Annotated in this window: 13 protein-coding genes; 7 read left to right on the top strand and 6 right to left on the bottom strand. The window is 56.1% G+C overall.

What is annotated here, in order from left to right; translation table 11 throughout:
- Nucleotides 1-133 precede the first annotated feature (133 nt).
- Both ahpF and L1D47_RS07550 read left to right on the top strand, forming a co-directional pair.
- A complete protein-coding gene (gene ahpF, locus L1D47_RS07555; protein ID WP_239883715.1) occupies nucleotides 134-1,699 on the top strand; it encodes an alkyl hydroperoxide reductase subunit F in 1,566 nt (521 codons plus the stop codon).
- 108 nt (nucleotides 1,700-1,807) lie between these two features.
- Nucleotides 1,808-2,992: a GGDEF domain-containing protein gene (locus tag L1D47_RS07550; protein WP_239883713.1), complete on the top strand. Its 1,185-nt coding sequence runs from the start codon at nucleotides 1,808-1,810 to the stop codon at nucleotides 2,990-2,992.
- Between the two features lie 47 nt (nucleotides 2,993-3,039).
- Here the strand turns inward: L1D47_RS07550 and L1D47_RS07545 are convergent, their stop codons facing one another.
- The 4 genes from L1D47_RS07545 to L1D47_RS07530 all read right to left on the bottom strand — a co-directional run bounded on the left by L1D47_RS07545 (nucleotide 3,040) and on the right by L1D47_RS07530 (nucleotide 6,126).
- Entirely contained in the window at nucleotides 3,040-3,444 is a 405-nt protein-coding gene (locus L1D47_RS07545; protein WP_239883749.1) for a hypothetical protein, read from the bottom strand.
- Between the two features lie 303 nt (nucleotides 3,445-3,747).
- Nucleotides 3,748-3,945: a cytoplasmic protein gene (locus L1D47_RS07540; protein ID WP_239883711.1), complete on the bottom strand. Its 198-nt coding sequence runs from the start codon at nucleotides 3,943-3,945 to the stop codon at nucleotides 3,748-3,750.
- A gap of 103 nt (nucleotides 3,946-4,048) precedes the next feature.
- Nucleotides 4,049-5,467: a cytochrome C biosynthesis protein gene (locus L1D47_RS07535; protein ID WP_239883709.1), complete on the bottom strand. Its 1,419-nt coding sequence runs from the start codon at nucleotides 5,465-5,467 to the stop codon at nucleotides 4,049-4,051.
- Between the two features lie 221 nt (nucleotides 5,468-5,688).
- Nucleotides 5,689-6,126, bottom strand: a complete 438-nt coding sequence (locus L1D47_RS07530; RefSeq protein WP_239883708.1) for a hypothetical protein — start codon at nucleotides 6,124-6,126, stop codon at nucleotides 5,689-5,691.
- Nucleotides 6,127-6,433: 307 nt separating this feature from the next.
- Here L1D47_RS07530 and L1D47_RS07525 point away from each other — a divergent pair, with 307 nt between their 5' ends.
- From L1D47_RS07525 to chrA, 4 genes are all read left to right on the top strand, one after another.
- Nucleotides 6,434-6,916, top strand: a complete 483-nt coding sequence (locus L1D47_RS07525; protein ID WP_041510137.1) for a MarR family transcriptional regulator — start codon at nucleotides 6,434-6,436, stop codon at nucleotides 6,914-6,916.
- Nucleotides 6,917-6,949: 33 nt separating this feature from the next.
- On the top strand, nucleotides 6,950-8,191 hold the full coding sequence (locus L1D47_RS07520; protein WP_239883705.1) for an FAD-dependent oxidoreductase: 1,242 nt from the start codon (nucleotides 6,950-6,952) through the stop codon (nucleotides 8,189-8,191).
- A 42-nt stretch (nucleotides 8,192-8,233) separates the two neighbouring features.
- The gene (gene rlmC, locus L1D47_RS07515) at nucleotides 8,234-9,373 is read left to right on the top strand and encodes a 23S rRNA (uracil(747)-C(5))-methyltransferase RlmC (protein ID WP_239883704.1); all 1,140 of its coding nucleotides are present in this window, start codon (nucleotides 8,234-8,236) and stop codon (nucleotides 9,371-9,373) included.
- Nucleotides 9,374-9,526: 153 nt separating this feature from the next.
- Nucleotides 9,527-10,723, top strand: coding sequence for a chromate efflux transporter (gene chrA / locus L1D47_RS07510; protein WP_239883702.1), 1,197 nt, complete (start codon nucleotides 9,527-9,529; stop codon nucleotides 10,721-10,723).
- A gap of 10 nt (nucleotides 10,724-10,733) precedes the next feature.
- Here the strand turns inward: chrA and L1D47_RS07505 are convergent, their stop codons facing one another.
- Nucleotides 10,734-11,018, bottom strand: coding sequence for an ATP-binding protein (locus L1D47_RS07505; protein WP_239883701.1), 285 nt, complete (start codon nucleotides 11,016-11,018; stop codon nucleotides 10,734-10,736).
- Between the two features lie 223 nt (nucleotides 11,019-11,241).
- Here L1D47_RS07505 and L1D47_RS07500 point away from each other — a divergent pair, with 223 nt between their 5' ends.
- Nucleotides 11,242-12,906 (top strand): methyl-accepting chemotaxis protein, encoded by a 1,665-nt coding sequence (locus L1D47_RS07500; protein ID WP_239883700.1) that lies wholly within the window; start codon nucleotides 11,242-11,244, stop codon nucleotides 12,904-12,906.
- Between the two features lie 192 nt (nucleotides 12,907-13,098).
- Here the strand turns inward: L1D47_RS07500 and fdhF are convergent, their stop codons facing one another.
- A complete protein-coding gene (gene fdhF, locus L1D47_RS07495) occupies nucleotides 13,099-17,331 on the bottom strand; it encodes a formate dehydrogenase subunit alpha (RefSeq protein ID WP_239883699.1) in 4,233 nt (1,410 codons plus the stop codon).
- Between the last annotated feature and the right edge of the window lie 34 nt (nucleotides 17,332-17,365).

Here is a 17,365-nt window from a genome sequence, read left to right as displayed (position 1 = left end):
ACCCGGCGAAAGCCAAAATCGTTTAATCATCATTCTTTTTCATTGCCGGTTCACCTCCCCCTGCATGCGAGCCGGCAATTTTTCCCCTATGTTTTGGCTCCCTGTGGGAGCCACTTTTTTCCTAGGAGTTATCATGTTAGATGCGAATGTGAAAAATCAGCTGACTACCTATCTGCAAAACCTCAAGCGCCCAGTTGAACTTGTCGTATCGGCAGATGAGCGTCCTAAAGCAAAAGAATTATTGTCGTTGGCAACCGATATTGCCGCGCTTTCCGAATTAGTGTCATTGACCCAAGTTGAGGGTGAGCGCACCCCGTCAATGACAGTGACCAGCCCCGAAACCGGTAGTCAGATTCACTTTGCCGGCCTGCCCATGGGGCACGAGTTTACCTCTCTGGTGCTGGCACTGCTACACACTGGTGGCCATCCTATCAAGCTCGCCCCCGAGGTGATCGAGCAGATCCGTGACCTGCCGGGTGAGTATCGCTTCGAGACCTATGTGTCACTCAGCTGTCAAACCTGTCCCGAGGTGGTACAGGCGCTCAACATGATGGCGGCGATCAACCCCAATATTCAAAACACCATGATAGATGGTGCCCTGTTCCAGGATGAAGTGAACGAGCGCAATATCATGGCGGTGCCTTCTGTTTACCTCAACGGCGAGCCGTTTTCTGTCGGTGGTATCAGCGTGGTCGAAATTCTTAATAAGCTGGATGTTAACGCGGCCAGCCGTCAGGCGGAAAAGCTCAGCCAGAAAGAGGCCTTCGACGTGCTCGTAGTCGGTGGTGGCCCAGCCGGCGCCTCTGCCGCCATCTATGCAGCCCGCAAGGGGCTGAGAACCGGTATCCTGGCGGACAAATTTGGCGGCCAGGTGGCCGAGACCGTGGGCATCGAAAACTTCATCTCGGTCAAGGCGACCGAAGGGCCTAAGCTGGTGGCTAATCTGGAAGCCCACGTACAGGACTATGATGTCGATATCATGGATAACCAGCGCGCCCTGAGCCTCAAGTCGGGCGAGCTGTTTGAGATCCAGACCGAAAGCGGCGCACTGCTGCGCAGCAAGACGGTACTCTTGGCGACGGGCGCTCGCTGGCGTGAGATGAATGTATCGGGTGAGAAAGAGTATCGCGGCAAAGGCGTTGCCTACTGCCCACACTGTGATGGCCCGCTGTTTAAAGGCAAGCGTGTCGCCGTGATTGGCGGCGGTAACTCGGGCATTGAGGCGGCCATCGATCTGGCCAATATCGTCGAGCATGTCACCGTACTGGAGTTCGACAGCAAGCTACGCGCCGACGAGGTACTACAGCGTAAGGCGGCCTCCATGGGCAATATCGAGATCATCACCCAGGCGATGACCACAGAAGTGGTGGGCGATGGCACACGGGTACAAGGCCTTAACTACACAGATAGAGCCACGGGTGAGCAGCACCATGTTGCCCTGGCGGGTATCTTCGTACAAATCGGTCTGGTGCCTAACGCCGAGTGGCTCAAGGGCACAGTAGATCTTAGCGAACGCGGCGAGATCATCGTCGATGCCAAGGGGCAGACCTCACTGCCGGGGGTATTTGCCGCGGGCGATGTGACCAACTCTGCCTATAAGCAGATCATCATCGCCATGGGCAGCGGCGCGACGGCCTCTCTGGGTGCCTTCGACTACCTGATCCGCCTCGGTGAGCCGGCGAATGCGGTAGCCGCTTAAATATACAAAATGCCACAAAATACACAGCCAGCTTTATGCTGGCTGTTTTTTTGTCTTTATAATTACTTAAGCTTATGACGAAAGCAGAAGAGGGCGGGCACAGACACGATGAATAGTAAGCCAAAAAGCTTTGACGAACTCCTAATCCAAGAGACCCACATCTATCTTTGCCGCTCGGTGAAGTGGACCGCCTATCTCTCAGTGTTCCTGCTGGTTGCCATCTTCCTCGCGACCATGCTTCAGAAGCATCATGTTTTAACCCTACAGGATCTCTTAGTATTGCAGATGCCTACTCTGAGTATCGCCCTGTTTGGTCTGGCGGGGATTCTCTATCGTCAGCCTGAGCAGCATCGCATGGGGCTGGTGCTGGCTTACCTCTTGGTACTCGAAGTCGCTTGGATCTACTATGTGGTTGGACATTACTGGCTGACCAGCTCCTATAACCTGTTGGGCGAATATGGCTCTCTTGCCACCGTCGACTCGGTTATCGACGTGCTGGTATTTACCTTCGCCATCTCTCTTTTCCCGGTTCGCCGCTGGCTACTGGTCAGTGTGGTGCCTCTGCTATTGGTTAGCCTGGTGACTCGGCTTATCGAGATCCCTGAAAATCCTATCTTTGCCCTGACCAAGTTTATCAGTCTCTTGGTAATCATCATTACCGGGCAGAAGGTGCTGCTGCAGTGGTTTCGTAAGGCAATCTTGCGCGACGCCGAGAAACAGCAGCTGTTGCAGCAGTTTAAGCGTATGGCGCTCATCGATGGTCTAACTGACCTGAGCAATAGACGCCATTTCGACGAGGTGCTGGCGCTTGAGATCAAGGCGTCCGAGCGCACCGGCGATCCCCTAAGCATCATCTTACTGGATGTGGATTTCTTTAAACGCCTCAACGATAGCCTGGGTCATGGCGAAGGCGATCTCTGTTTGATTGGGCTAGGTGAGGTGCTGCGCGGCGTGGCGTCACGCCCAAGAGATCTGGCGGCGCGCTATGGCGGCGAGGAGTTTGCCATCATATTGCCCGATACCGATCTCGATGGGGCGCGTCATATTGCCGAGCAGATCCGTAATGGGCTAAAGAGCGCCGAGATCCCCCATCCAGACTCGACGCTGGGGGATTATGTTACCGTCTCTCAAGGGGTCAGCCTGTGGCAACCTGGGCTGGATGCCAACGAACTGCTGGTCAGCGCCGATAGGCTGCTCTACCTGAGTAAGTCCCAGGGGCGGGATCGATTTAATTGCGGGGTAGCCAAGGCGGAGGAGACCGACGACAAGCTTGTCAGCCACCATTTAGCCTGATCCCTGTGAATCTCCCTGAGGGCTAGGCAGGCAGAAGGGCCTTTGCCTCAGCTATATTTGGCATCTATGGCTTTGAGTGAGCGTAAAAACAGTCCCAGGCCGCCCACGGCCAGAACCAGTATGACCAAGAGGTCGAAGGTGGTCATGGTCCTGAGATTGAATCTGACACTGGCCAGCACGCCGAAGATAAGCGCCGTGAGTGACCCCAGGGTCAAAAGCCAACCCAGCAGGTTTTTTGCGTTGTAGAAGGTGATGCCTATGCCGAAGATCAGCGGGATCAGTATGGTGCCGCCGGTGATCCCCATGCCACCGACATTGTAGAGCCGATAGCCAAGGCTAAAGTTTGAGGTCACGGAAATGGCGTTTAGCAGTAGGTAGAAACCACCGCACATCATTACTAGGCCTACTAAAAACAGGCCTATTCCTCCAGAACTACCGCCAGCTCCTCGCATCTTGTTATCCTCCATAATTCATCTTCCACTAGATTGTGACCAGCTTTACTGTGCCTTACTATCTTTGACTTGATAACTGTCAGTAGTTTGGGTACCCAATTTTGTCTGAGATGCACGTCTGGGCATATAGCAAGGTCGGCCCAGCTTAGTATTTTTTTACCGTGTTAGCCAAATATCTTTGTCAGATGTCGGCAAACCTTGAGGTTGGCCAGGGGAGTGATGAGCCTGAGGCAACATCAAACTGCGATAAATAAGGACATAAAAAAGCCCTCATGATAAGGGCTTTGCGAAGTTCGCTCTGATTTAAGCTGTGGTATTAATGTTGTGACCACTATTTCCCACAGGCCCTGTGCTAGGCGCCGAGTCAACCGCTTCAATCAGTTGTAGTGCAATCTCTCCCTCTGCTTGCTGCTGCTCTTTGGCGAGCTGTGCAACTTTAACCCCAACGCTTCCATTGCTTAGGTTAGGTTGTAGATTACTGGTTCCAACTGTTATTGCCATGATTACCGCCTTAAACTGGGTGAGAGCCTATAGTTAACCGATTATGTATAGGTTAACTATAGTGCTATCGGCAGCGTTTGGGAAAACTTTAGCCTTTGCCAAATTAACTGGTGGCGCGGCGTCTCTCTATCAATTTGCGTCCCATGCTGATGATGAAGGTCAGGCCGATGGAGGCGAAGATCAAGCCAATGGCCAGGCCAGCGTTTTGCAGCGTGGTCGGGTCGATCGCCAGCATGCCGCCCAGACCTATCATCATGATCCCCGACATGAGTTTCAGGGTTTGCCCCTCTTTCTCGGTGAGCTTGCGCTTACCCAGGGTGGCGCTGAAGGCGATCACGATAGCCGCCAGCGGGATCACATAGACGATGTTGTAGAAGGCCAGGTAGAGGTAGCGCTCGAAGGCCGGCAGCTCATGCATTGACAGTACGCTGGTGTAGATCATCGGGAAGCCCGCGGTACACAGCAGCTCATAGGCGTTGGCCAGGATAGCTAGTATCACAGTGCCGGCTATCATCGCTGCCATGCTGCTGGCACTGGTGAGCTTACCCATACGCTTGATAAGTCCGGTGCGGTTTTCCGCCGACATGGAGAGGCTGACTTCCCCCTTGGTGAAGAAGTATTCCTTGATGTTGATGGCACCGGCGATCAGCGCCATGATCCCCGCCCCGAGAATGATGAGGCCACCGTCGCTACCCGCGCCCAGCAGCTCGAAGATGTTGAGCCAGGCGATCATAAACAGGAAGTAGATAAAGCCAGAGAAGAAGACGAAGATGCCGCCGACGATCAACATGCGACTGCGGCTCTTGGCGTTGACCATGATAGAGAGCAAGAACAGCAACACGAAGAAGGCGCAGGGGTTGAAGGCATCGACCCCGGCCAGCACCACGGTCAGCACGGGCAGTGAGAGCTGCTCGGGGGCGACCACGCCGATAAGTGGCAGCTCTATGGGTTGTACCTTAGTGGCCGGCGCGGTAGCGGTGCTTTCCTCCAGTCCCAGGTCACAGGTGCCGGGTTCGCTGCTGGCGCTACAGGTGGCAAACAGCGGCTCGCCCTCAGTGGCTGCCGTACCAGTCTGAGTCGCTTGGTCGTTATCATCTACCACGCCGCCCAAGGCGCGATAACAGGCCTTGAGCTGCTGCAGAATAAATTGTCCGGTCACGGCCTCGCTGCTGTAGCCCACGGTAGCCTGTTCACAGGCGGCGATATAGGGCACAGAGCGGGCGGCAATCTTGGTCTGCTCGGCGACCGCCTGCCATTTTTCCCGGGTGCCCGCCTGAGACACCATGTGTGACTCCAGTTCTATCCAGGGATATTTTTCCGGCAGTCTATCGATAAAGGGGTGGGCCTCGGCGCAGTGGGGGCAGGTCTTAGACCAGAAGAAATAGAGCTTAATCTTCAGCTGACCGTCGGCGTCGACATAATGCCAGGTGGCATTTTGAGGTGCTGGCTGTTCTTCGGCCTGTGCGAAACTGGGTAGTGCGCTCGAGATCATTAGAAAACAAAAAATTAGGGCTCTAAACATAATCCCTCCCCGGGAGCTGATTTGCCAAATAGACGATGACAAAGGCGTGAATCCTCTGCCTCCAGTGTACTGCGCGTGGTGGGGGAGGGTAAGTTTATGTTTCAGATTTGCAACGCAAATCTTGAAATGTACAGGAAGTGTTAACTGGCGCGGATTTTAGCCTATCGTCAACTTGCCGCCTCGCCTTTTTACAGGGAGGCGGGCTCTGGAATTTGAACCTATTACTTCAGCTGCTGGTGGGCTGGAGCTTTGGTGCTGGCGATGACAGTTGCCTGCTCGCTCTGCTGGCACCAGTGGATGTTCAGGGTGCGGGTATCTTCCTTGCTGGCGGTTAACAACTTGGTGACCACAGGTTGGTTGTAGTCGGCCTTGGTCAGGAAACTCTTGACCCGTTCGATGCGGCGGTTGGCGAGCCAGAAATTGTATTCTCTGAGCTTCTTATCTGTCTCGCCCTTAAAGAGGGGAAACTCCAGTAGCAGGTAGCCGCTATCTGTCTGGGTCTTCTCGATAAGTTGCTGCAGCTGTTTGGCATATCGGCTATCGAAGTAAGAGCTGTTTTTCTCGAAGGGGATATCGCCAAAGCTGATGTTTTGCGGGCAGGCAGCACCGGCTTGGGCGGTAAAGAGACATGACAACATCACCAGTAGCAATCGCTTCATAGTGAACACCTCCATTGTGTTTTTAGAGTATTAAGCTGAATTAGGAGGGGAAATTTAGGGGATTATCGCTCGAAAAGCAACCATGTTTGATGTAGGAGATGGGCGAAAATTCCAGCCTTTTTGCGTATTTAACCCTGTGTCAGGTTTCAGTCGATCCGCATCTAAATGGTTTTACTTAATTATTTTAATAAGTCACTGTAAAGATGACAGATTATTGACTAACTATGCAGTAAAAAAATTTTTTGATAATTTTTCACTTTGGCCTGCACATGGCGTAAACTTGGTAAAAGTTGTGTGCAATTTAATAATGGCGATCCAATTCATGAGTCAATCCAAGAGCCAAGATACTCAGCCTAACCCCCTGGCCCTCGAAAATCAGATCTGTTTCTCGCTTTATAGCGCTGCCAATGCCATGGTGCGCGCCTATCGTCCCTTGCTGGAGGCGCTGGACTTGACCTATTCGCAATATCTGGCGATGTTGGTCTTATGGCAAGAGCCGGGCATCAGCGTCAAGACCCTAGGTGAGCAGCTGCATCTGGATTCGGGCACCTTGACCCCGCTGCTGAAACGCCTGGAAGCCAAAGGACTGGTGACTCGTGGGCGCAGCGAGGCCGATGAGCGGGTGCGAGTGCTCCAGCTGACCGATGCCGGCAAGGCGTTACAGCAGCAGGCTAAATCGATTCCGATGCAGATGCTCTGCAAACTGGGAGGTGAGCCCGAGGAGTTTATTGAACTCAAGCGCCTGTGTGACAAGGCCTACCGTTATCTGGAAGCGGCGGGCCAGGAGTAATCTAATTAGATTCATTTAGCGAAAGGACGCGATATGCAAGCAGTGGATTTAGTAGTGATTGGCGGCGGTATTACCGGGGTGGGCATCGCCCAGTGTGCCCAGGCGGCTGGCTACTCAGTGGTGCTGCTTGAAAAGGATAATCTGGGCGAGAAGACCTCATCCAACTCGAGCAAGTTGATTCATGGCGGCCTGCGTTACTTAGAGTCAGGCCAACTTGGTTTGGTGCGCCAATCCTTGGCCGAGCGCAAGGCACTACTGACCTTGGCCCCCGAGCTGGTCAAGCCTGTGCCTTTCTATATTCCTATCTATCGGGGCAGTCAGCGCGGTCCCCTGGCCATTCGTGCCGGGTTGAGTCTGTACGCCCTGCTGAGCGAACTGGATCCCCTTGGACAGTTTCAGTCTGTGGCGGCCAATCGCTGGAGTGAGCTTGCGGGCCTCAAACTCAAGGGGCTGCGCGCCGTGTTTCGTTACTGGGACGCCCAGACGGACGATGGTGCCCTGACTCGCGCGGTGGCCGAGAGTGCCAGGCAACTGGGCGCCGAGCTGCTGACCCATGTCAGCCTGGAGCAGATAGAGCACAGGCCTGACTCCTGTATCGTTAGCTTTAGTGTTGACGGCGAGCGTCGCCGCCTCAGTAGTCGCTGCGTCATCAATGCCACCGGCCCCTGGGTGAATCAGACGCTTGAGCGTGTCATCCCTAAGGTCGAGGTCTCGCCCGTGGAGCTGGTGCAAGGGAGCCACTTAGTGCTGGACATCCCAGCGCCGAGCGGCATCTTCTACCTAGAGTCTATCTTCGACAAGCGAGTGGTGTTTGTCATGCCCTGGCAGGGCAAGACAATGATAGGCACTACCGAGACCCCAATCGATAACGTGGAGGCGGCGGGGGTGACACCAGCCGAGGAAACCTATCTGCTGGGGATCTACCGCCATTACTTTCCCCTGTGTGAGGCCGAAGCTGGGCTGGAGGCGCGCATCATAGGGCGCTACTGTGGCGTGCGCGTGTTGCCCAAGCGAGGTGGGGAGGCGTTCGATCTGCCCAGGGATACCATGATGCTGTCACGGGATACCCATCCCAACCTACTCACCGTCTATGGCGGTAAGCTCACCACCTTCAGGCACACGGCCAAGGAGGCCTTGGCCTGGGTCAAGGCGCGCCGCGGGCCTAAGCCGGTGCGAGCCGATGTCGATAAGTTGCGCCTCCCCCCTGTGGCAGATGAAGCATCGGGCAACCAATTGCCGACGGGGAAAGGTGATTTTTCTCCTCAAAAAGGCTAAAGTAGGGCGCCTTTTTTAAGCCAAGCTGCGAGCAAATCATCCGTGAAGTGTGCCTATTTCGATGCTAATCAGTGTCTTTCCTGTCGTCATATCGAGACGCCCCTGAATGAACAGGTGGCGGCGAAAACGGCGACCCTTGAGGCGCTGCTAAAGGATCTGCCCGTGGCGCAGTGGCTTCCACCCGTGGTGGGTCCAGAAAGTGGTTTTCGTAACAAGGCGAAGATGGTGGTACTGGGCGCGGCCCATGAGCCGATGCTCGGACTGGTGAGCCCCAGCGGCGAGGCGGTAAGCCTGTGTGACTGTAGCCTCTATCCTCAAGATATGCAGCAGTTGCTGCACAGATTAGAGCGTTTCGTGCGCCAGGCCGGTATTCCGCCCTACCGAGTGGACAAGGCCAAGGGCGAGCTTAAGTTTATCCTGCTGACCCGCAGTCAGGTGCGCGGTGAATATATGCTGCGTTTCGTGATGCGAAGCCAGCAGGCGATTCCCCGTATCGAACGTGAACTCCCCGCGCTGCTCGCCGAGCACTCCGAGATCAAGGTGGTGTCGGTGAATCTGCAACCCGTGCATATGGCCATCCTAGAAGGGGAGGAGGAGATTTTCCTCACCGAGGCGACCCGGCTGGAGGAGGTGTTTAATCTGGTGCCCCTCTACATTCGCCCCAAGAGCTTCTTTCAGACCCATCCCGAGGTGGCGGCTAAGCTCTATCAGAGCGCGCGGGAGTGGACCCGTGAGCTGGCGCCTAAGTCTATTTGGGATCTCTTCTGTGGTGTCGGCGGCTTCGGCCTGCACTGCGCCTCGAAAGAGGTGGCGCTTACCGGTATCGAGATCGAGGCCGAGGCGATCGCCTGCGCCAAGATGTCCGCCGAGACTCTTGAGCTGACAAACGTACGTTTCACCGCCCTGGACTCGACCAGCTTTGCCAGCGATAGCCGCGGCGAAGACAAGCCGGATTTGATTATCGTTAACCCGCCAAGGCGGGGAATTGGCGAGGCGTTGTGTCATTCGTTGAGCGAGTTTGCCCCCAAGGCGATTCTCTACTCCAGCTGTAATCCCAAGACCCTGGCCAAAGATCTGCATGCCATCTCCGGCTACCGGGTGACCAAGGTACAGCTGTTTGATATGTTCCCCCACACGGATCATTTCGAGGTGCTGGTGATGTTGCAGCGCATTGGTGACTAGCCGCAGAGCTCTCTAAGCTTCCCTAACACTCCCCGGTCTGTCATCAGACGGTCATCTGTCTGTTATAATCTAATCAACCTGTATTTCAAAAGGCTGCGCACAACTATAGCGGCGCGGCCAAATCTCGGCTCTGGCTTAACGGAGGGTGACCAATTGGGTGAGGTGTTTAAGCAGTTTCTGCTCTTGGGACTGATGAGTTTTGGGGGGCCAGCGGCCCATATAGGTTATTTTAAGCGGCGCTTCGTCGATGAACTCGGCTGGCTGGACGCGGAGCGTTTCGGTGCCATCGTCGCCATGAGTCAGGTGATCCCAGGGCCGGGCTCGAGTCAGGTCGGTTTTGCCATCGGCCATCACAGGGCGGGGCTGTTTGGTGCCATCGCCGCGTTTCTCGGCTTTACCTTACCTTCTTTTCTGCTGCTCTATCTCCTGGCGGTGGCGAGTGTCAGCTGGCTGGATACCAGCTGGTTTCAGGGGCTTATCCATGGCCTCAAGTTGATGGCGGTCGTGGTGGTGACCGATGCCGTTCTGAGCATGTTTAACCAGTTCTGTCGTCGCGGCGCGACTAGGCTCTTGATGCTGTTTTGTGCCTCGCTAACCCTGTTTGTCGGCACCCTGGCTAGCCAGCTGGGCATGTTGCTTCTGGCCGGTGTGTTTGGGAGCTTGTTACTGGCGCCAGCAGCGCTGCAAGATGGCGAGAAGGGCGGACAGGAGGGCGTTCAAGGCGATGCAGTTGATACCTTGCGACCTCAGATGTTGCCGCTGGCGCTGTTTATCGCGCTGTTTGGCCTGTCGCTCTTCTGGCTGGGGACTGGCCATAGTCTGGTGCAGTTGTTTGCCCAGTTCTATCAGGCAGGTTCCTTGGTGTTCGGTGGTGGTCACGTGGTGCTGCCGCTACTGGAGGCGAGCGTGGGGCAGCACCTGACCAATGAACGTTTCCTGACCGGCTATGCCTTGGCGCAGGCGGTGCCGGGCCCCATGTTTACCCTAGCGGCCTTTCTCGGCGCCGAATCCTGGTTTGAGTCGCCGCTGCAGGGGGCCCTGGTGGCGACCCTTGCCATCTTCTTGCCGGGATTTTTGCTGCAACTCTCCTTACTGCGCAGCTGGCATGGCTTGATGGGGCGGGCGAGATTTCGCGGCGCCATTATGGGGCTAAACGCTGCCGTGGTGGGTCTGCTGTTGGCGGCGTTGATCTCGCCTGTGATAACCAGTGCCATCCTCGCCTGGCCCGATGCCTTGTTGGTGCTGGCGGGGCTGGTCTGGCAGCTGCGTTATCGCCCCAGCATTCTCATGCTCTTGCTCTGCTTCGCGCTGGCGGGGATGCTGCTTGCTGCCTTGGGCACGCTCGTTTAGCGCCATTGAGTTAAGCTTGTTGGTTACGCCAGATGAGGGTGAGGCTGGCGCCGCCCAGCTGGCTGGATCTGGCCACCTCTAACCGACCCTGGTGCCAGATGGCTATCTTACGGGCGATGTAGAGCCCCAGACCATAGCCGGAATCATCGGCCTGCTCCTTATCCCGGGCGAAGGCGGCCAGTAGCTGCTTGCCCTTGCCTTCGAAGCCGGGCCCATCGTCGGCGATAAATGTGATGCCTATCTTGTCTTGATAGAGACCAACCCGAATTCGAAGAAAAAGATGACGCTGGTGCATTCGGTTTCGCAGCCCTGATGCTGCGGCTGATGTTTGCAGGCCTACGCTGCAAGCTAGCACGTTAATCAAGTAAGGAGAGCTGGCTTTTTTCGTTAAGCGGAAAAAATGGGCAAGTTAGTGAGGATTATTGATCTAATACAATTTATTTAACATTAGATGCTGGTGCTGCAACTTTTTGGCTATATTTTAATTACAAGTGTAACAAACCCTGTTGGAGTTGGTCATGTGGCAATTAAAAATGAAGAATAAGCTGTTGGTATTTGCTCTCCTACCCCTGATATTGAGTTTTCTATTCTTAGTTTCAATTACCTATATCCTTGAGTCCAACTCTCTCGAAGAGAATATGGAGACTTTTAAAGAGAGTCTCTATAAAGAGAGAAAGGCGCTGTTACAGGAGCAAGTTCAGATTGCTCTTGAAATTGTTAATTATCAGATGAGTCTCGGTGATGCGGGAGATGTGAATAAGGCGCTGCGTAATGTGCGTTTCGGCAGTGCAGGCTATTTTTTCATCTATGACTTTAATGGTATCAGCATTTTTCATGCCGTGAAGCCGGATCAGGAAGGCAAGAATATGATCGGCATGACAGATCCCAATGGTAAGAAAGTGGTGGTTGGACTGATCGATGCCGCTCGCCGTAGCGATGGCTTCTTTGCCTATAAGCATGCGAAGCCAGGTGTCGTGGGTTTAGTTCCTAAAATCAGCTACGCAGCAACGATACCCGGTAGAGATTGGATTCTAGGAACCGGCGCCTATACCGACGACATCGATGCCCAGGTGGACAGTTATCGTGAGGTGATGACACTGCACATGAAAGAGAAGGCGATGATGATTATGCTCTTCGCTTTGGTACTGGTAGCTATTACTGCTGTGGTGATCTTGTTTGCTGCTCAGCGTATGGTTAATCCTATACGTAACATGGTGCAGAACCTCGAAGATATCGCCAAAGGCGAAGGAGATCTAACCAAGCGCCTTAGTGTACAGGGCAGCGATGAGATCGCCATGCTGGGCCGCGCCTTCAACCAGTTTGTCGATAAGCTACAGGGGATCATCAAGGATGTAGCCAGAGCTACGGTTGAAGTAAAGAGCGGTGCGGATAACATCTCATCTCAAACCGCTGCTATGGCGAAGCAGTTGATTAGCCATAATAACGAGACGGATCAGGTGGTCACGGCTATTACCGAGATGTCGGCGACCGCCTCTGAGGTGGCCATGAGCACGACTCAGGTTGCCGAGGCCACTCAGGCGGCGACCCAGGATGTGGGCAATGCTCAGGAGTGTGTCGATAGCTCGCTGCATGAGGTGTCGACCCTGATGGCCGAAATCGATATGGCGGCAGGACATATCAATTCTCTCAACGAGCAGTCACAGAAGATAAACAGCGTACTGAGTGTGATTGGTGGCATAGCCGAACAGACCAACTTGCTTGCACTCAATGCCGCCATTGAGGCGGCCCGCGCTGGCGAACAGGGTCGCGGCTTCGCCGTGGTGGCCGATGAGGTGCGCAGTTTGGCCAGCCGGACACAGGCCAGTACCTTAGAGATCAATGAGATGTTGTCAGAGTTACACAACCTAGTGTCGCTGGCGGTGAACAGCATGGAGTCGAGTCAGCAGAGCTGTCATCGCTCTGTGACCTCGTCGCGGGCTATCTCAGACAGCCTGGGCGCGGTGACCTCGGCGGTGACCTCTATTAACGACATGAGTACCCAGATCGCCACCGCGGCCACCGAGCAGAGTTCGGTGACCGAGGAGATCAACCGCAACGTGTTTGCGATTCAGGAGATCGTCAACGAGCTGCTGCAGGCCAGTAACAGCGCCTCGGATACCAGTCAGGGACTGGCCAACGAGGGACGCAATCTCGATACCCTGGTCGGACAGTTTAAGGTCTAGGGGGCTGTTTAAGGTCTAGGGGGCTGTTTAAGGTTCAAGGGGCAGTTTAAGGCTCTGTGGGAGCTATGCCTCTGCCGAGTCAAAGTGCTAAAAAATAGACAAAGGCCGTAACCTAAGTTACGGCCTTTTTTTCATCAGTTTATCAGCTAGGTCTATCATTCAGGCATTTCAGCCTGGACTATCCGCCGGGCATCAGGGCCAGTAGATGGCCTCGCTGGCCTTCTCGACCTTGACGGCGCAGATCTTAAACTCGGGGATCTTGGCCACTGGGTCGAGCACATTATTGGTCAGCTTATTAGCCGCTGCCTCGGCAAAGTGGAACGGCAGGAAGAGCACTCCCGGCTGGGCTCGTCGTGTGACAAAGGCGGCGATGTTGATGCTGCCGCGGCGAGTCGACAGGGTCAGCACGTCGCCGTTGTTCACCCCCAGACGATCGGCGTCTATGGCGGACATCATTACTCTGGGTGCCCCCAGGGTATTGAGACCGTCCGTCTTGCGGGTCAGGGTGCCGGTGTGGAACTGCTCCAGCAGACGACCCGTCGACAGGGTGAAGGGATAATCTTTACAGGGTAGCTCGGCCGGCAGCCGGTAGCCAACTGGCGTCATCTTGCCAAGCCCGCGGGTAAAGCGCTCTTTATGCATCAGGCTAGTGCCTTCATGGCCCGGCTCGGGGCAGGGCCACTGCTTACCCAACAAGCCTTTTGGCATGCTCGGGTCTGTGTCCTGCCAGTTGATGCCGCGGTATTGCGGCGTGACGCGGGTCAGCTCCTGCCAGATGGACTCCTCATCCTCATAGTGCCAATCGGCGCCCAGGGCCTTGGCGATATCTGTGATGATCTGCCAGTCGCGGCGCGCCAGACCCGGACTATCTATGGCCACTTGCAGACGCTGCACCCGACGCTCAGTATTGGTGAAGTGGCCAGACTTCTCGGCGAAGCTGGCGGCCGGCAACACCACGTCAGCCAGCTGGGCGGTCTCTGTCATGAAGATATCTTGGACGATCAGCAGCTCAGCCGATTCCAGTCCCTGCATCACATGGGCCTGGTCTGGGTCGCTCAGCACAGGGTTTTCCCCCATCACATAGAGCGCCTTGAGTTTGCCGTGGGCCAGTGCGTGCATCATCTCGGTGGCCGCCAGGCCTATCTGATCCGGTAGCCACTCCTGCTGCCAGGCCTGCCTAAAGGCGGCTTGCACCTCGGGATCGCTCACCTTCTGGTAGCCGGTGAAGTAGTTGGGCAGGGCACCCATATCGCAGGCTCCCTGGACATTGCTCTGGCCCCGTAGAGGGTTGATGCCAGCACCTTCGACGCCTATGTTGCCGCATAGCAGCTGCAGATTGGCGATGGCGGTGACATTGTCGTGCCCCGAGGTGTGCTGGGTGATCCCCATGGCGTAGTAGACGGCCGTCTTCTTCGCCGTGCCTATCATGTGCGCCAGATCTGCTATCTCATCGGCTTCTACACCAGTGATCTTGGCCGCGTTACTCAGGCAGTAGTCTTCCTTCATAACCTCACTGAGGAGCTCATCGAACCCGTCGACGCGCCGCTTGATGTAGTCGCTATCGTGCCACTCATTTTTAATGATCTGTTGCATGATGGCGTTGAGTAGCATGACGTCGCTGCCCGGGCGGTGACGCAGGTAGAGCTCGGCGTGGTCGGCGATGCTGACCCGCTTGGGGTCGGCCACCACCAGACGGGCACCATGTTGACTCACCGCCTGCTTTATCTTGGAGGCGATGATGGGGTGAGCCGCCTCGGTATCCGAGCCCAGGATGAAGATAAGGTCCGACGATTTGATCGACGGAATATCGTTAGTCATGGCGCCACTGCCCAGACTTTCCTGCAGGGCCGTCACCGTAGAGGCATGGCACAGGCGGGCGCAGTGATCTATGTTGTTGGTGCCGATGATGCTTCTAAACAGCTTCTGGAACAGATAGTTATCTTCGTTGGTCGCCTTAGCCGATGCTAGGCCAGCGATGGCGTTGCCGCCATGTTCTGCCTTGATGCGGCTAAGTTCACTGCCTATGTAGTCAATAGCATCGGACCAGCTGACGGGCACTAGCTCACCCGCCTTGCGCAGCAGCGGCTGGGTTAGGCGTTGCTGGCTGTTGATGAAGTCGAAGCCGAAGCGCCCCTTGACGCAGAGCATGCCTTCGTTGACTAGGGAGCGACTGTCGCCGGTGACCCTTTTTATCTCGTTACTCACGGGATCGCTGTGGATCACGATACGGCAACCCACACCGCAGTAGGTACAGACGGTGGAGGTCTGCTTCAGCTGTTCCTTGACTCCCTGACGCTTGTCTCTGGCATCGGTCAGTGCCCCTGTCGGGCAGACCTGCACACAGTTACCGCACTGCACACACTGGCTGTCGGCCATAGTGGCGCGAAAACCGGCGCGAGGGGCCTGACGGACGGCTTGTTGGGCGTTTTCCTGAGGTAGGGCCAGGTAGCTGTCTGGCTCGAAACAGATCGCCTTGTGGCCCGATTGCTGATGGCAGGCGCTGACGCAGGCGCCGCAACTGATGCAGCGGTTGGGATCGAAGTTGATAAAGGGGGTACTGTCATCCTGAGTGAAGGCGCGGTGGCCTTGCTTGTCCAGCGCCGCGCCGTCGATGCGGTATTCGGTGGCATAGTCGCGCAGGGCGCACTCTGTGTTGGCCTGGCAGCCACACTCGAGACAGCGAGCGGCCTCCAGCATTGCCGCCTCATCGTTGAAGCCAAGTTCAATCTCGTCGAAATTGCTTAGGCGCTTGTCGATGGCCAGCTCGGGCATCTTGGCCTTGGCTTGCAACAGGCGTGCGGGGAAGTGGCGGGTATCAGGCTTCTTGTCGGTCTGTTTTTGCGAGTTAAAGGGCGCAGGCGTCAGCTCGCAGCTCAGCTCGCCGCTGAGCAGCTTCTCGATGGCATTGGCGGCCTTACGGCCGTCGGCCACCGCGGCCACCGCCGTGGCGGGGCCCGTGCGCGAGTCGCCAAGCACAAACAGCTTCTCGACCCCGGATGACATGGTGTGCTCACAACCGGAGAAGGTATTCCAGCGAGTCAGCGCCACCTCGCCGCTCGAGAGCTGGCTCTCGGGATGGATCAAAAATTCCATGTCCGGGGTCTGGGAGACGGCCGGGATCACGGTATCGAAGGCCTCGGTAAAGGTCTCGCCTGTGGCCTGGGGAGAGCGTCTGCCCGAGGCATCTGGCTCACCAAGGCGCATCTTCTCGAAGGTAACAGCTTCGATACGGCCATTGGCGTCGCCATGGTTTTCGACAGGGTTGGTGAGGAAATAGAAGCGCACGCCTTCGTGTTCGGCCTCTTCTATCTCATAGGTTTCCGCCGGCATCTCATCACGGGTGCGGCGGTAGACCAGGGTCACCTCAGCGCCTTTACGCAGGGCGGTGCGGGCACAGTCGATGGCGGTATTGCCGCCGCCGATCACCGCCACCTTTTTGCCCGTATGGTAGCGGTTGTCGGTGCAGTGATCCTTTAGGTAATCCACCCCGAGATAACAACCCTCGAGATCTACCCCAGGGTAGTTCATGGGCACGGCTTTCTGGGCGCCGATGGCAAGACACACGGCGTCGAACTGATCGACGAGTTCCTTGAGGTGAATGTCGCGGCCAAGGCGGGTATCGGTCTGGATTATCAGGCCATTTTGGCACAGGAGATCTATCTCCCGGTCGAGGATCGCCTTGGGCAGACGGTATTCGGGAATGCCGTATCTCAGCCAGCCACCCGCCTTGGGCATGGACTCAAAAATGGTCACCTCGTGGCCGGCGTTGGAGAGATAGTAACCCGCGCTGATCCCCGCTGGACCACTGCCTATGATGCCGACGCGTTTACCTGTGGCGGGCGCCTTGGGAGGGACGTAGGCCTCTTCGCTGTCGAGATCAAAATCGGCGGCGTGACGCTTAAGCTGGCGAATCGCCAGGGGCTCGTCCAGCTCGCCGCGGCGGCAGGCCGACTCGCAGAAGGCCGGGCAGACGCGGCCGATAGAGAGCGGCAGAGGCAGTGTCTGTTTGATCMCCTTGACCGCCTCTCTGTGGTTGCCCTGGGCGATATGTAACAGATAAGACTGCACGTCTACCCCGGCGGGGCAGGCCTGTTGGCAGGGCGCCTCGCAGTCGGCGAAGTGATCGCTCAGCAGGTGTTTCAGGGCGGCCTGGCGGCGTTTGCTTAGGGCGGCCGAATGGGTGATCACCTCGAGCGGCGCGTCGACCTGTGTCTTACAGGCCTTGAGGGTACGGGTTTCGCCTCGGCTGTCTCGTACCTCGACGTAACAGAGGTTGCAATCTTGCTTACCGGCGAGTTTGTCATCCAGTTGCTTGCCCAGATGACATAAATTTGGGATCGCTATGCCTGCGGCCTTGGCCGTGCTGAGCAGATCGTCGCCCCGGTTGGCTTTGACGACCTGGCCGTCGAAGGTGAGTTCTATCATGGTAGGGACCTTTTATTAGAATCTAAGCCTGAGC

It is taken from the genome of Shewanella sp. Isolate7 (assembly GCF_022398425.1).
In the GTDB taxonomy this organism is placed as follows: domain Bacteria; phylum Pseudomonadota; class Gammaproteobacteria; order Enterobacterales; family Shewanellaceae; genus Shewanella.
The sequence above is the reverse complement of the archived record's forward strand: the minus strand, read 5'-3'. Positions and strand labels throughout refer to the sequence as shown.

Coding starts and splice junctions, on each gene's coding strand:
- L1D47_RS07520 (WP_239883705.1), top strand. CDS start 6,950: ATGCAAGCAGTGGATTTAGTAGTGATTGGCGGCGGTATTACCGGGGTG.
- L1D47_RS07540 (WP_239883711.1), bottom strand. CDS start 3,945: ATGGCAATAACAGTTGGAACCAGTAATCTACAACCTAACCTAAGCAAT.
- L1D47_RS07500 (WP_239883700.1), top strand. CDS start 11,242: ATGTGGCAATTAAAAATGAAGAATAAGCTGTTGGTATTTGCTCTCCTA.
- L1D47_RS07505 (WP_239883701.1), bottom strand. CDS start 11,018: ATGCACCAGCGTCATCTTTTTCTTCGAATTCGGGTTGGTCTCTATCAA.
- L1D47_RS07545 (WP_239883749.1), bottom strand. CDS start 3,444: ATGCGAGGAGCTGGCGGTAGTTCTGGAGGAATAGGCCTGTTTTTAGTA.
- L1D47_RS07530 (WP_239883708.1), bottom strand. CDS start 6,126: ATGAAGCGATTGCTACTGGTGATGTTGTCATGTCTCTTTACCGCCCAA.
- L1D47_RS07535 (WP_239883709.1), bottom strand. CDS start 5,467: ATGTTTAGAGCCCTAATTTTTTGTTTTCTAATGATCTCGAGCGCACTA.
- L1D47_RS07550 (WP_239883713.1), top strand. CDS start 1,808: ATGAATAGTAAGCCAAAAAGCTTTGACGAACTCCTAATCCAAGAGACC.
- L1D47_RS07525 (WP_041510137.1), top strand. CDS start 6,434: ATGGCGATCCAATTCATGAGTCAATCCAAGAGCCAAGATACTCAGCCT.
- ahpF (WP_239883715.1), top strand. CDS start 134: ATGTTAGATGCGAATGTGAAAAATCAGCTGACTACCTATCTGCAAAAC.